The organism is Rosistilla oblonga (assembly GCF_007751715.1).
Lineage (GTDB): Bacteria > Planctomycetota > Planctomycetia > Pirellulales > Pirellulaceae > Rosistilla > Rosistilla oblonga.
The window spans coordinates 6156138-6169986 of record NZ_CP036292.1 but is presented as its reverse complement, the minus strand read 5'-3'; the positions used below and the strand labels follow the sequence as shown (position 1 = coordinate 6169986).

Here is a 13849-nt window from a genome sequence, read left to right as displayed (position 1 = left end):
TTCCCCGTTCAGGATCCCCCATGAATCGCCGTCGATTACTGCCGCTACTTGCTGTTTTTGCTCTGATGAGTCTTCCGTTTCCATCGACCTTCGCCGCGGAGCCGGAGGAGAAATCGTACGACGTTGTGATCTATGGCGGTTCGTCGGCGGGGATCGCTGCGGCGGTGCAGGTGCGGCGGATGGGAGGATCGGTCATCGTGATCGAACCGAGTCGCAGGATCGGCGGTTTGACGACCGGCGGACTGGGGCAGACCGACATCGGCAACAAAGCCGCGATCGGCGGCATCGCGCGGGAGTTCTATCAACGAGTGCGCGCCTATTACGATCGACCCGAGGCTTGGAAATGGCAAAAACCGACCTCCTATCGAGACAGCGGACAAACGCGTACGAGTTCCGCTGAAGCAACCATGTGGACCTTCGAGCCCTCGGCGGCGCTGGCGATCATGCGCGATCTGGTTCGCGAGTACGAGATCCCCGTCGTCTTTGAACAGCGACTGGATCGGACCCCGTTGGCAGATGCCGGTCATCGTGCCCGCGGCGTGACGCTTGAGAACGGACGGATCGTGGCAATCGCGATGGAAGGGGGCCAGCTTTATCGAGGCCGGATGTTCATCGATGCGACTTATGAAGGAGACCTGTTGGCCGCCGCTGGCGTCTCGTTCACCGTCGGCCGTGAAGCGAATGCGGTCTATGACGAAACGCTCAACGGCGTCCAGACACGGCATGCGAAGTACCATCAATTTGTGCCGGGAGTCGATCCGTTTGTGGTCCCAGGGGACAAGTCCAGCGGCTTGTTGCCAGGCATCGATGCCGACGGCCCCGGCGAAGAGGGGAGCGGCGACGCCCGCGCACAAGCTTTCTGTTTTCGGATGTGCCTGACAGATCACCCGGAAAATCGTATTCCGTTTGCGAAACCCGACGGCTATGACCCGCTCGTCTTCGAATTGCTGCTACGCAATTTCGAAGCGGGCGAGAAGGGGATGCCTTGGATCAATTCCAGCATGCCCAATCGTAAAACCGATACCAACAACCGAACCGCCTTCTCGACCGATTTTATCGGCCAGAACTACGACTACGCCGAGGCGAGCTATGACCAGCGGGAATCGATTGTCGCACGCCACCGCACCTATCAACAAGGATTGATGTGGACGCTAGCCAATCACCCCCGCGTGCCCGATCACATTCGCGGCGAAGTTGCGCGATGGGGCACGTGCCGGGATGAGTTTGAGCGCGCCGATGGTTGGCAACAGCAGCTGTATATTCGCGAAGCCCGGCGGATGGTGGGCGCTACCGTGATGACGCAACATCACTGCCAAGGACGCCAGACGGTCGACGACTCCATCGGATTGGCCGCCTACACGATGGATTCCCACAACACCCAACGGTATGTCGATGCCAACGGACACGTCCGCAACGAAGGCGATGTCGAAGTCGGAGGCTTCTCGCCTTATGAGATCTCGTATGGCGCGTTGACTCCGAAAGCGGAGCAATGCGAAAACCTGCTCGTTCCGGTTTGCTTGAGCGCATCGCACATCGCCTTTGGCTCCATCCGCATGGAACCTGTCTTTATGGTTCTGGGCCAGTCGTCGGCCACGGCTGCGATGCAAGCGATTAGGACCGATCGCGCCGTGCAAGCGATCGACTACGACGCGCTGCGGCAGAAACTACTGGACGACAGCCAAGTGCTGACGTGGACGGGACCAGTAAAGAAGCCGGCGGCATCGATTGATCCCAAGACGTTAAAGGGAATCGTCGTCGACGATGAAGCGGCTGCTCGCACCGGCTTTGACGCAATCAGCCAAGTTGTTGGTCCGTTTGTTGGAACCGGCTATCGTCATGACGGCGACAACGACAAGGGACATCAGAGCATTCGCTTTCCGGTGAAGATCAAAACACCAGGCAGCTATGACGTGCGAATCGCATATACCGCAAACGCCAATCGAGCGACCAATGTCCCGATCACGATTCGTGCGGGTGGGAAAACCCAGTCAGCCACCTGCAACCAAAAGAAAGCTCCCCCGCACGGATCCTTCGCTTCCGTCGGCGAGTTTGAATTTCCCGCGGGCGACGCCACCATCGAGATCGGCAACAAGGGAACCGACGGCCATGTGATCGTCGACGCGATCCAGTTGTTGCCACAATAAAATGCGTGGACCTGTCGTCTGGCATTTTTACAAAGCAGCAGCTTTTGCAACGCCTCGGTTTGGCAAAAAACAAAATGCTGGGATGTCATCGGATCGCGAGTCCGGGGAAACGGATGCCAGACAGCAAGTGCCTGCGAGGGTAATGCCTTTATTTCAAGCAGAACTGTGGACACCGTCGCGGCGACCCAATGGCTGATGGGCTTTGCACGGATGCTGTTTGCTTTTGCCGGGCAAATTGACTTCGGCAATCCGGTCTACGAGACTGGGGGCGTCGTGGAATTCGAAGAAGCGGTTTCGCGATACCCTCTCGCTCTGTCTCTGCTCAGGATCTCACCATGAAATATCTTTGCTCGCTCGTCTTATTTACTTTCGCTGTTGTCGTTGGCCCTGTCGCGGACGCAGCGGATTCGGATGTTGTGAAGCCAACGGTTGGTTCGTTGCCGGTGGGCAGGGTGTTGTACCTTGGGAACAGCATCACCCTGCACCGACCCGCTCCCAAGATCGGCTGGACCGGGAACTGGGGAATGGCTGCCAGTGCTGCAGAGAAAGACTACGTTCATTTATTGACCGCAGACATTGCCAAGGCGAGTGGTTCGCAGCCGGAGATCAAGGTTCGCAACCTCGCTTCGTTTGAACGCGAGTACGAAACGTTCGAGCTCGCAAAAGGACTCAAGGACGTGCTGGACTTTCAGGCTGACTTGGTGATCGTGGCGATCGGAGAAAATGTGACCACGCCAGCTACCGATGCCGCCAAAGCGGCGTTTGCCGCGGCGTTCGGGCAGTTGCTCGCAACCCTTCAGCAGGCTGGCGATCCGGTGATCTTCGTGCGCAGTTCGTTCTGGCCGAGTCCGGTCAAGGATGGCATCATGCGCCAGGTCAGCTCAGATGCCGGGGCGACGTTCGTCGACATTTCTGCACTGGGTAATGACAAGTCGTATCAAGCGAGTGCGGAGCAGGATTTCCAGCACGCCGGCGTTGCAGCCCATCCGGGCGACAAAGGGATGCAAGCCATCGCCGATGCGATCTTTGCATCCATCGCAGCGAAGGCTGGCCTGGCGGGGAAGTGAACCGACAAAATTAATTTGCGTTCGGAATGACTTTGGCAGGATGATAATGCGGGAAAAACATTATTCTGTCCCCGTCATTCTGCCAGTCCTCGAGACCACAAAACCGAGGCAGCGCATGTTTTCGAGTGGTGCCAAAATCGCCTGCTGGACGTGGAAGGCGGGGATTGGCCTACTCGGAAATGATGTCTGCGCCGATTTGCGAGTCGTCACTTGCCGTGCCCGCGGCACTGAGTAGACCAATACCGAGCCAGGGCGTGAGTACAGGTGACGCCTACATCGCTTCGCTTTTCACGATCGCGTCTTTCAAAAGTTCCTTCAGCCGGGTCGGATCGTTGGTGGTGACTTTTGCGACGAAGCCACGTTTGTGGGCGAAGCGAACTTCTTCGTGGGTTTCGATTTGCGAAAAGTCCAAACGCTGGCTGTCGTTGTATCGCGACAGCCCGTATCCGTCGCCGCGGCGATCGGGAGTGACCGTCGCCTGGATCTCGTTCTCTTTGCCTTCGCTCTCGATGAACGCGTAGATTCCAAACGAAGGATCGCTTGCGAGCGTGTCGCTCTTTTCTAAGAACAACGCTTGGATCGATTCGCCATCGCTTTCGATCGTCCAGTACTGAGCGTGCTCTTTCAGGTAGTCCAACCGTTGGCGCAGTGAGCGCAAGTAGTTGACGATATCCTCACCCACCATGCACATCACCTGGTAGACCGGGCTCTCGGGACGCAGTTCGGTTTGGCTGGCAAAGCGGTTCAGCAGCGTGATGTCCAGCGGCGAGTTGAGCGCTCCCAACGCCGCGCGTGGGATCCCCATCAGCTTGGCAGCTTCGTTTGGTCCCAGCGTATCGAGCCATTCCGCAGGGCGCAGCCAGGCGCAGAACGAGAGGGCGTCGTCGTAGAGTCCCATGTTCTGCAGCACCAGCGAGAGGGCGCACAGCGGCGGCGCATCGCGCGGGAACTGGTGGTGGTCGAAGTTGTTTTGTTCCGGATCGTGCACCTCGCCGACATCGACGACGCAGATCGTGCTGTCGGCCAAATCCTCTTCCGTCGGCTCGCGGCGTTGGATCGGGACACCGTGCAGATGCGCCAGCAGGCTGCAAGCAAGGAAGTCGTCTTTGTGGGCTCCGCCCGGATGGGTCACGATCAACTGTATCGCCATAAGGTCGCGCTATTCAGGTTGTTTTTGGGAGGGGATTTGAAATCAAGAAGCAGATCCCAAAACATACAGGCAAAACCGATGGAGGGAACCTGGTCGCGCCCGAGGAAGAGAGACGGGCTGGCGACCGCGGCGGTCATTGCCATAGCGGAAGTCGTCAACGGCTTGTCGGTTGAATTAGCCGTTTGGGCGTTAGCCCCGGTTTGGTGGCGGCGGAACCGGGGCTAACGCCCAATCGGCTAATGTAAGGAAGCTCGTTTCGACTAAATCGACAAGCCGTTGACGAGGTCCGCTGCGGGGTATCTCTTCATTTCCGTGTTTTGGTGGGGGGGGGCTTTGCGTTATGATGTCGATCGGTCTGCCTGCTGGCGGATGTTTCCTTGTTCCTCGTAAACCGTTTTCCCCATGAACATTTCTCAATCGATCGTTGCCCTGGGGCTGCTCGGCTCCTTTTGCTTTTCTGTACAGGCGGATGAGCAGGGGAGTGTGTTGGATGGCGTCTCGATTAAAAGGTACGTGCCGCAGAGCGGGTCGCTGCCTGCGTGTACTCATATCGCTCGTCACGGCGAGACGGAGATCGTGACTAGCAGCGATCGGCTGTTCTATCGGACCGATTCTCAGTCGCCGCTGATTCGATCCCCGATCGATATTTTGGTCGACGCGCACAGCGTTGTTTTTAATCCTGTCGAAAAGCTTTTTTACGCGACCGATACGGGCAACCATCGTTTGATCACTTTTGCGGATCCGGCGAGCGACACATGGGACACTTTTGCGACTTCGCTGGCCGGGATCAAACTACAGCGCCCCCACGACATCGTGTTCGATGATGCAACCGGTTGGATGTATGCTCTGAATCCCAATAGCAGCGAGGTGTTTCGGTTTAAAGGGAGCGGCGGTGACGTGGCGGTGTTGGATCTCTCGAAACACTTGGGCTATTCCCGTGCGTTGACGATCGATAACGGGACGTTGTATGTGATCGGTTCGAGCCATGGCGTGGTGGTCGAAGTGACCGACTTTGAAAAACAGGCCTTCCAGATCCACACCAGCTTTGGGAAAAAGAAGAACGCTGTCGCTGGCAGTTGGCTAACCACCGGCTTGGTACTCAACGACGTCGACTACTATCAAGGGCATTGGTATGCGACCAGCTACTTCTGTCCAGCGTATGCGGGGAACGAAGATTGCGACGAGAACAAGTTCATTCGCTTCAAGACCTGGGACGATTTGAAGACGGGAAAGTGGGACGATCTGAGTTCGCTGCTGCCCAGCAAAGTTGTCCCCTATTTCCTGACGCCTCACGCCGATGGATTGGACATCGCCATGTTCAGCCACGAAGCCCGGGGGCAGGCTGACTGGATCTATCGCTTAACACTCGCCACCCCAGAATCTGCCGATCAATAGCGTGGCCGCTCAACTCCGCCGAGCGATCCCATCGCGTCGAGACCACATCTTGCTGAGTGTGTCGTTGACGGAAATCTGCAGAATGATGAGTGGCAGGATGATGAGGCGCGCAACATTATTCTGCCCTCATCATTCTGCCAATCTCGAGTCCTGCAAATTTATCCGACGCGTTGCGGCCAGTCCGGTTTGGCGGGCGATTTGACTGTTGGAACGTATGCGGTGTTGCTGATCCGATTCTCCGGATCATTTCTGCAACGTCTCGAGCGGGGCTAATAGAACCTCGGTCTGGATCAGGTCGATGCCGGCGGTTTGCAGCGTCTCTTTAAACGGCAGATCCGCTCGCGATGTTAGCTGGTGGTGCCGCGATGTTGGGCAAGGACACGGTGGTTTGCTACTACGCGAGGCACTCTTGTGGTGTGCGGCGTGACGTTCGGAAGGGGTTGTTGGAGGCCTTTTGGCGAAAAAAACTCGCAAAGTTCATGGTTTGGGTGAAGGGCTGTAATGTGAGTGGATGCCTTCGCTAAATGGCTGGTAGTGTCGCGTGGATGGCCTTTCGCTGCGAGCGGAAGTGTTTGGAGATCACGGGGAAACGGGAAGAGCGATTGAGCTGGCGGGAGATTGGCACGCCAGTCGCTTATTGGGAGCAGTAGCTTCGATCGTCGCTGAGTCGATCTTTTCAGCTCGCTCGAGGCTTATCTGCTTGTGATCTGATCTCCGTTTTTCTCGCCTTGCTTCCTGGAACCCCTGCCTTGAGACCTCTAAGAAAACAACGTGCGTTCACTCTTGTCGAATTGTTAGTCGTGATTGCGATCATCGGCATCCTTGTCGGACTGCTGTTGCCCGCGGTACAAGCCGCTCGCGAAGCCGCTCGCCGGATGCAGTGCAGCAACAATATGAAGCAGCTTGGTTTGGCGATGCACAACTACCACGATGTGCATCTCAAATTTCCGCCAGGTGGTTTGGATGTCGGCGGTTACCGGATCGGCTGGCCCGCCCGAATCTTTGATTTTATCGAAGAGGGGAACCGTATCGACGCGATGGATGGATTGTCCCCCAACGCGTTGGTTACCATGCAACCGTATCGATTCACGACGGCTCCGCACTATGGTGACAATCAAATTTTCACCGATCCGATGCCGAGCTTCGCCTGTCCTTCTTCGCCGTTGGGCGGTACTGCGAAAGCGGCAGGTCAGATCGGTAGCATCGACCAAGGAACCTTGCACTACAACGCCAATGCCGGTTCGGTGAATTATGACATGGTCAACACTTCAAGTTCGAGCCAAGACTACAGCACCTCGGGTGTGATCTATCCGAAGAGCAAGGTCAAATTTGCTCACATCACCGACGGAACGAGTTCGACGATCTTGGTTGGCGAATGCTCCGATCGCCAGGGCTGGACCGATTCGATGCTCAACAGTTGGGGTGGGATTCTGCCTTGGACTTGGGGCTATTATTCCTACTCGTCCGGGGGCTTCCTGCAGATGGACAACAAGAACCTTCAGTATCCGATCAACTTCGAAGGGACGACGTCAACGAACGTGACGGCTTATCGCAGTGCTCATCCCGGCGGTGCCCAGTTCTCGCTGTGCGATGGCAGCGTTCGTTTCTTGACCGAAACGATGGACTACGTCGTGTTGGACGCCATGGCGACCCGAGCTCGTGGTGAAGTTGTTTCGTTCGAGTAGTTTCTCGTTTACCCGTCTTTAAGAGTTTGGAAGCTATCCAATGAAGTCCATGAACTATTTCGCCGGCCGATCCTCGCTGGTTCGCTTTGCCACAAGCGGTGCCGCGATCGCTCTGCTGTGCATCGTCGGCTGTGGGCCCGCTGAAAAACGGGTTGCCACGGCACCGGTAAAAGGAAAAGTTGTCTACAAGGGGGCCCCGGTGACAACTGGGACCGTGATGTTTATCCCCAGCGGCGGTGGACCGCCTGCGACGGGAGAGATCCAGCCCGATGGCAGCTATAGCCTGAAGACCTACGAGCCCGAAGATGGAGCTGTCGTTGGCAAGCACGCTGTGACGATCTCTGCGATCGAGCTGGCCACCGGGTCTCCCGAAGATCCCGCTTCGGATCCGAAGCTTTTGGTTCCGACAAAATACAGCAGTTCCAAGATGTCGGGCCTAACGGCCGAAGTCAGCGATGGCGAAAACGCTGTCGATTTTGAATTAGAAGGGCCGTTGAAGTGATCGGCTTTATCGCCTGATGAATCAGTTGCCCATGTTTGAATCAGACCCTACCGAGATGCGGCTGTTCTGGTCGCATCGCCAGTTAACTTTCCCACCTTTGTTCGAATCCCACCTCACTACGATGCGATCGTCCTGATCGCATTCCCTTCACTTATCTCCCGCCTGGACTCATTCCCACTGAGTCTGCAAAGAGCGGCACGTCAACTAAGGCGTGCCGCCTTTTCCTTTTTATAGACGTCGCCGACGCGTTGGTTCATCGAGATGTTAGAAGCCGCCACGGTTTCCGAAACGAAAACTGTGGCTGTTTCCCGATGTTTTGCGTAGTGCGTAGTGCGTTTGGTACGCGACCGCCGGAGCGGTCTCGCGAACCTGGAGTGGTAACGCAACGTTAGGCGTTTGTAGAGTCGCCGCCGGATGCTTGCAGAACTTCCGTAACAGCGGCCAGAGCCGCCGGCAGATCCAAGCAGCCATCGTAGAGAGCGCGGCCGATGATGCAGGCGTGCGTGTTTTGCGCCGTCAGTTGACGAACGTCTTCGACAGTCGTCACGCCACCGCTGGCGATCACGGGGATGTCGGTCGCGGCACGCATCTCCGCCAGAGCTTCCAGGTTGGGGCCCGACAACATGCCGTCTTTGGCGATGTCGGTGTAGATGATCGCCGCGATGTTTTCGGTCTTACTGCGAAGATCCTTCGCCAGATCGACAGCCGATCGTTGGCTTGTTTCCAACCAGCCATCGGTAGCGACCATGCCGTCGCGGGCATCGATCCCAGCGGCCAGTCGTTTTGGATAACGATCGCACATCCGCGCGAACCAATCGGGCTGCTTCAGCGCCGCACTGCCGACGATCAGACGCGACAGTCCGAGACCAAACAGGTCGTCGATCGCTGCGTCATCGCGAACGCCGCCGCCCAATTGGCAGGGAACATCGACAGCGTGCAGGATGTCGGCGATCGCTTGCCGGTTTTCGGGGATCGGTGCGCCGCGAGCGGCGTCCAGATCGACCAGGTGCAGGAACTGGGCGCCTCGGCTGACCCACTGCCGCGCCATCGTGGCCGGCTCGTCGCTGAAGACGGTCTCGCGGGCGTAATCACCCTGTTTCAAACGAACGCATTTGCCACCACGCAAATCAATCGCTGGCCAAATCTCCACTCGCGGCTCCTCGCTGCTTGCAATATCTCGGATTCAGAAGGTCCCTTCTGAACGCATTGTCGCACACCCTCGAAAGACCGACAACTTGGGGTGTTGGGGAATCAGGGCTAATAAATGTTTGCGCTTCGGCAAATTAACCGCCACGCGCTAGCGGCTTGTCGGTTTAATTAGCCGTTTGGGCGTTAGCCCCGGTTTGGTGGCGGCGGAACCGGGGCTAACGCCCAAACGGCTAATGGAAGGAAGCTGGTTGTGACTAAACCGACCGGACGCTAGCGCGTGGCGGCTGATACCTCAAATTGAAACGCTGGATAACCCTGTTGGGGAATTCAGGGGGTCTCGATGACCATGTTTTCCACGATCCGATTCCCCTCGCCACCCAGCTGGCGAATCGCTTCGGCGGCTGCATTTTCTTCGGTGACGATACAGTTGTTAACGATCGATTGGACGCATTCGTCCAACAGGACCCCCGCTTTCGGGAAGCCGCGGATCGTCGATTGACTGACGACAATCTGGCTGCAGCGGTGCAGTTCGATCGCTCCATCGACATCGCCCACGCCATTGATCGCGTTGGCGACCAGCAGGCATCCGCTGCACTGGGTCAGCCGGATGCCAAGTTTGGCGTCGGAGGCATCGCCGTAACCGTATCGCGGGTTGCGGTCGAAGGTGTTCCCAGAGACGACAACCGCTTCGCAGTTTTTCAGCAGGATGTTGCGGTCGTATCCCTTCCAGATCGTGTTGCCGGTGATCGCCACGCCGCGGGTGTTCTGGACGTAGATATTGTGCTGGACGTCGGACAGGATGTTACCGGAGATCGTGACGTTGCCGTGCCGCAGTTCTTCGGTGAACTTCTGCCGGTTGCTTTGCAGGTCGATCCAGATGTTGGCCGAATCCTTGCCGTGGTGGGTGTGTTGGATCGTACAGCCAGTGATCGCCACCTCGCCGATGCTTCCCTCTTCGGAATCCAGCAGCACGTTGGCGGCCGCCGGAGCGTCGGGAGTCCCCATGTTCGCTTCGATGTCGCAGCCGGAGATGTGGACGTTGCGGACATCGCCGCCGCGGATCACGACGCCTCCCGCAGCGTTGTAACTGATGTGCGAACCGACGATGTTGGCTTGGTGCAAACTGACGTGGTCGAAGTAGACGCCGGCGCCGCTGTTTTCATACAGGTGGCAATCGCTGACGATCAGATTGCGGTTCCGCGATGTCAATCGGATCGCGTGCCGCGATTTGCGAATCGTCAGATCGCGGATCGTTGGCTGCATCACGCCGACCAGTTCGATCCCGTCGGCTTCGGGGTGATTGCCGATGATTTCGAAACCGGCGATCAGCGGTGCGTTCTCTTTTTCAAAGACCTGCGGCTTGATCGTTTTCGGGGCGGCGGTTCCTTTGAGTGTCCCAGTGATCCGGATTGCGGGGCCTGGGCCATTCATCACGATCCGCGAATGACCTTGGCCAACGATATGCAGCGGCCCCGTCTTCGACAGATCGATCTCCAGCGGTTGGTCGATCTCCAGCGTTCCAGCTGGCAACAGCAAGCGACCTTCAGAGATCAGTTTATCGGCGGGGTTGTCCTGTGCCGCAGAGAAATTGGGCAGGCAAAGGAGGGCGAGAATCGCAACACGCAGCGAGGTAGAAAACGGTGCGGAGCGGAACGAAAGGAGGGAGGGGAAGGCGGGAGTTGAGATCACAGTCGGATACACCTGTGCAGGAGGAATCGAAAGCCCAACGTGAGCAGAGGACAGTCTAATCGGTGACGCCACGGAAGAAAGCAGCCTGCGGCCGTCTCTCTCCGTGGGATCACAATTATGTCGCTCGGGTCACATTCCCGCTTGGCGATCGATTCCGCAGGCGTTACGCCTTGGCGGTATCCAGTGCCGCTTGCAGCGAACCCTTCGGGCGAACGCCGACGAAGCTTTCGGAGATCTCACCATTCTTGAAGACCAAGATGGTCGGGATGCTGCTGACGCCGTACTTCTGTGCAGCGCCGGGGTTTTCGTCGATGTTGACCTTACCGATTTTCAGATCGGGGTTTTCACCAGCCAGTTCTTCGATCATCGGCGCGATCTGACGGCAGGGACCGCACCAAGGCGCCCAGAAATCGACCAGAACAGGCGCGTCCGACTGGAGCACTTCGGTGTCGAAATTTTGATCGGTGAATTCGGCTACGTTTCCAGCCATAACTACTACTCCAGTTGGGTGTGATCGAGGCAGCCGATGCCGCCTCTGAGAACATGCGTTTCAGAAATTCGATGCTTGGTCGAACTGTCCATCGAAGAACAAAATTGTAGCGCAACGGTGGAAAGTGTCAATTTGGCATGCGGATTTCAAACCGCCCAGATTCATGAGCGAATCTCGTGCCGAGATCCTTGCCAAGGCTTTCCGGATCGCCGTACAGTGAGATATAGGTCGGTTCATCTCTCACAATCGAAAGGTTCCCTCGATGGATATCAGTTCAATGGATCAATTGGCGAAGAAAAAATGCAAGCCGTGCGAGGGGGGAGTGGACCCTTGTTCGGCGGCCGAAGCCCAGGACCAGCTGCAAAACCTTCCGGGCTGGCAGCTGTCCGACGATGGGAAATGGATTCGCAAGCAGTGGAATGTGAAGCACTTTGTGCAGGGGATGGAGTTCCTGAACCGCGTGGCGGAAGTGGCCGAGCAGGACGGGCACCATCCCGACGTCCACCTGATCGGCTACCGAAAGGTCAACATCGAACTGAGCACCCACGCGATCGGCGGGCTGAGCGAAAACGATTTCATCCTGGCGGCGAAGATCGATCAGGTCGCCCCATAATCGGCGGGATCCAGCGGCAGGTCGATCTGCGGTCGATCGGGTTGATCCCAGCGGTGCTGCACGAGTCGTCCGTCGCGACGTGCCAGTAGGCGCAAAGCGTCGATGTCGATGTCGTCTTGCGGTTCCAGATCGCGGAGAATTCCATCGGCCACAAATCTGCCGCGACTGTCCAGCCTGCCAAACAGAAACCCGGGGCCGGTGGCGGCCGATTCAAATTGGTCGACAAACAATCCGATCCGGTCGGCGTCCGCATCGATCGCGTGTAACTGAGGTCGATCGACGATGCTGCCCAATCGGCTGATCGCTTGCAGCGTCGCATCCTGCAACGAGATCGTCAGCAGAAGCAGGTCGGAGGATCGCTGTGCATCGAGCGATAGGTCGCGCAAGCGGTCGATCGGGTCGGCGTGTTGTGGGCGCGTCGCCGCGATCGCAACGCGGTCGTTCGACAACCGCAGGCCGGCGGGGTGGAGCGTCAAGTCGGAATCGATCTCGATCCGCCGCACTCGCTCGGTCGACGATGCCGATCGCGTCTGTGTGTCGACGAGAACCAACCAGTCGGGCGTCGTTTGATCGTACAGCAACACAAAATCGGGCTGAGCGGCGATCGCGTAGCCAGCAAAGTTCGCGACGTGTAACGAATCGAACAACCGGATCTCGTCTCCCGAGATGTCCAGGAGATCGACGGCGGTGACGATCGTCGCATCGTCGGACCGATCGGTGCGGATCGCTGTCGCCGTTTGGTCGCTGGCGATTTGAAAGCTGCCGATCCATCCGCTGCCCAGGTCGATCTGCGCAACCGGGGCGATCGATTGGCCGCCGATCGCGTATTGCGTGATCCAGTTGTGCGGCGACGCTAGCGGATCGGAGAACGCACCGGACGGGGAATCGATCGAATCGCCGAAGGTCGTCAGATTCAGCAAGCGGTCTCCGCGAACCTGTACGATCCCGGGATCGATCTGCTGGGACGCGATCTCTTGTAAGCCGGCTTCGGTGAGCGCGAATGCGTGCACGGTTTCCGCCGATGTTGGCGAGGAGGGGAACTCGGTCGTCGACGGCGGCGAATGCATCACCATCAGCAATTGCTCCCCTGCGCGATGCAGTTCCTTCAGGATCCCCGGCACCGTCTGTTGGATCGCCGCGCGGGTAGGATCGGGCTGAGATTCGAGATCGATCGTCGCGACAAGCGTTTGTGGTTGGTCGGCGACCGCCGGCGATTGAGCTTCCGTCTGGCCGGAGCCCCAGGACCACTGAGTGCCAAACACAACGGCTTGGTCTCCTTGGATCAGCATCTGGTCGACGTGGAAGCCGGGATCGATGACACCTCGCGCGGGCCCCAACGCTCCGTCCTCGCCGCGCTGGAAGATCCACAACCGGCTGGCAAAACCCGAGCGATGGGAGCTGTCGACGACCACGACACGGCCGTCGTTTTCATGGATCATTCCCTGGGACGAGAAGTCGCCCGCCGCAATAATCGCTGCCGAATCGAAGGGAGACGTCGCCAGCAGCGGATGGCTGCGGAGTTCGACATCGATCGGATCGCCGGGAAAAACAGCGTCTGCGCCCAGATCGGTTGCAAGCAATCGGCGGCCTTCGAGCGATTCGTAGCGAAGCTGTCGTTTTGGTGTCATGCGTCGGGTACCAATGGTGGCCGATCGTGCAGCGTCGTTGTTGCGGCTTCGCCAGCTGCGGCAACTGCAACTGAAAGCCCTGCGACCTATTATCGGATCGATCGCGCGACCGATGCAAGCCACCCCAAGGACGTCGATGCTCGGTAGCATCTCGCGATTGGAACGGCTGACGCAGCGGCGGTGGCTGGGCTTCATCGCCGGGGGGCGGATCGGAAGGTTGGCGGAAAAACGGACCGCACAGCCGCGGCGCCGCGATCGCTAGCAAATTACAGCTTGCCTGACCCGAACGACCCAAACCACCGCTGGTAGGGATGGTAGCGAACGAACCGAGTTCGCC

The 13849-nt window shown here is 58.0% G+C and carries 12 protein-coding genes; 7 read left to right on the top strand and 5 right to left on the bottom strand.

Annotated elements, in window-relative coordinates:
* Positions 1-65 precede the first annotated feature (65 nt).
* Together CA51_RS21940 and CA51_RS21935 are read left to right on the top strand one after the other, a co-directional pair.
* Complete coding sequence (locus tag CA51_RS21940) at positions 66-2144, top strand: FAD-dependent oxidoreductase (protein WP_145124296.1); 2079 nt, start codon at positions 66-68, stop codon at positions 2142-2144.
* Positions 2145-2479: 335 nt separating this feature from the next.
* A complete protein-coding gene (locus tag CA51_RS21935; protein WP_145123293.1) occupies positions 2480-3211 on the top strand; it encodes an SGNH/GDSL hydrolase family protein in 732 nt (243 codons plus the stop codon).
* A 271-nt stretch (positions 3212-3482) separates the two neighbouring features.
* On the opposite strand, the gene CA51_RS21930 is transcribed toward CA51_RS21935, so the two are convergent.
* Positions 3483-4361, bottom strand: a complete 879-nt coding sequence (locus CA51_RS21930; RefSeq protein WP_145123292.1) for an MYG1 family protein — start codon at positions 4359-4361, stop codon at positions 3483-3485.
* 402 nt (positions 4362-4763) lie between these two features.
* Between CA51_RS21930 and CA51_RS21925 the strand changes: the two genes are divergently transcribed.
* From CA51_RS21925 to CA51_RS21915, 3 genes are all read left to right on the top strand, one after another.
* Positions 4764-5756: an NHL repeat-containing protein gene (locus tag CA51_RS21925; protein ID WP_145123291.1), complete on the top strand. Its 993-nt coding sequence runs from the start codon at positions 4764-4766 to the stop codon at positions 5754-5756.
* Between the two features lie 749 nt (positions 5757-6505).
* Entirely contained in the window at positions 6506-7441 is a 936-nt protein-coding gene (locus CA51_RS21920) for a DUF1559 domain-containing protein (protein ID WP_145123290.1), read from the top strand.
* A 40-nt stretch (positions 7442-7481) separates the two neighbouring features.
* Positions 7482-7943, top strand: coding sequence for a hypothetical protein (locus tag CA51_RS21915; protein ID WP_145123289.1), 462 nt, complete (start codon positions 7482-7484; stop codon positions 7941-7943).
* A 388-nt stretch (positions 7944-8331) separates the two neighbouring features.
* Here CA51_RS21915 and hisA read toward each other — a convergent pair whose 3' ends face one another.
* The 3 genes from hisA to trxA all read right to left on the bottom strand — a co-directional run bounded on the left by hisA (position 8332) and on the right by trxA (position 11271).
* Positions 8332-9093 (bottom strand): 1-(5-phosphoribosyl)-5-[(5-phosphoribosylamino)methylideneamino]imidazole-4-carboxamide isomerase, encoded by a 762-nt coding sequence (gene hisA, locus CA51_RS21910; RefSeq protein ID WP_145123288.1) that lies wholly within the window; start codon positions 9091-9093, stop codon positions 8332-8334.
* Between the two features lie 326 nt (positions 9094-9419).
* Positions 9420-10781, bottom strand: coding sequence for a right-handed parallel beta-helix repeat-containing protein (locus CA51_RS21905; RefSeq protein WP_145123287.1), 1362 nt, complete (start codon positions 10779-10781; stop codon positions 9420-9422).
* A 163-nt stretch (positions 10782-10944) separates the two neighbouring features.
* Positions 10945-11271, bottom strand: coding sequence for a thioredoxin (gene trxA, locus CA51_RS21900; RefSeq protein WP_145101349.1), 327 nt, complete (start codon positions 11269-11271; stop codon positions 10945-10947).
* Positions 11272-11533: 262 nt separating this feature from the next.
* On the opposite strand from trxA, the gene CA51_RS21895 reads away from it, so the two are divergent.
* On the top strand, positions 11534-11884 hold the full coding sequence (locus tag CA51_RS21895; RefSeq protein WP_145123286.1) for a 4a-hydroxytetrahydrobiopterin dehydratase: 351 nt from the start codon (positions 11534-11536) through the stop codon (positions 11882-11884).
* Here the strand turns inward: CA51_RS21895 and CA51_RS21890 are convergent.
* Complete coding sequence (locus CA51_RS21890; protein ID WP_145123285.1) at positions 11869-13512, bottom strand: hypothetical protein; 1644 nt, start codon at positions 13510-13512, stop codon at positions 11869-11871. The genes CA51_RS21895 and CA51_RS21890 overlap by 16 nt on opposite strands.
* A gap of 16 nt (positions 13513-13528) precedes the next feature.
* On the opposite strand from CA51_RS21890, the gene CA51_RS21885 reads away from it, so the two are divergent.
* Positions 13529-13774 (top strand): hypothetical protein, encoded by a 246-nt coding sequence (locus tag CA51_RS21885; RefSeq protein WP_145123284.1) that lies wholly within the window; start codon positions 13529-13531, stop codon positions 13772-13774.
* Positions 13775-13849 lie beyond the last annotated feature (75 nt).

Coding starts and splice junctions, on each gene's coding strand:
- CA51_RS21940 (WP_145124296.1), top strand. CDS start 66: ATGAGTCTTCCGTTTCCATCGACCTTCGCCGCGGAGCCGGAGGAGAAA.
- CA51_RS21935 (WP_145123293.1), top strand. CDS start 2,480: ATGAAATATCTTTGCTCGCTCGTCTTATTTACTTTCGCTGTTGTCGTT.
- CA51_RS21930 (WP_145123292.1), bottom strand. CDS start 4,361: ATGGCGATACAGTTGATCGTGACCCATCCGGGCGGAGCCCACAAAGAC.
- CA51_RS21925 (WP_145123291.1), top strand. CDS start 4,764: ATGAACATTTCTCAATCGATCGTTGCCCTGGGGCTGCTCGGCTCCTTT.
- CA51_RS21915 (WP_145123289.1), top strand. CDS start 7,482: ATGAAGTCCATGAACTATTTCGCCGGCCGATCCTCGCTGGTTCGCTTT.
- trxA (WP_145101349.1), bottom strand. CDS start 11,271: ATGGCTGGAAACGTAGCCGAATTCACCGATCAAAATTTCGACACCGAA.
- CA51_RS21895 (WP_145123286.1), top strand. CDS start 11,534: ATGGATATCAGTTCAATGGATCAATTGGCGAAGAAAAAATGCAAGCCG.
- CA51_RS21890 (WP_145123285.1), bottom strand. CDS start 13,512: ATGACACCAAAACGACAGCTTCGCTACGAATCGCTCGAAGGCCGCCGA.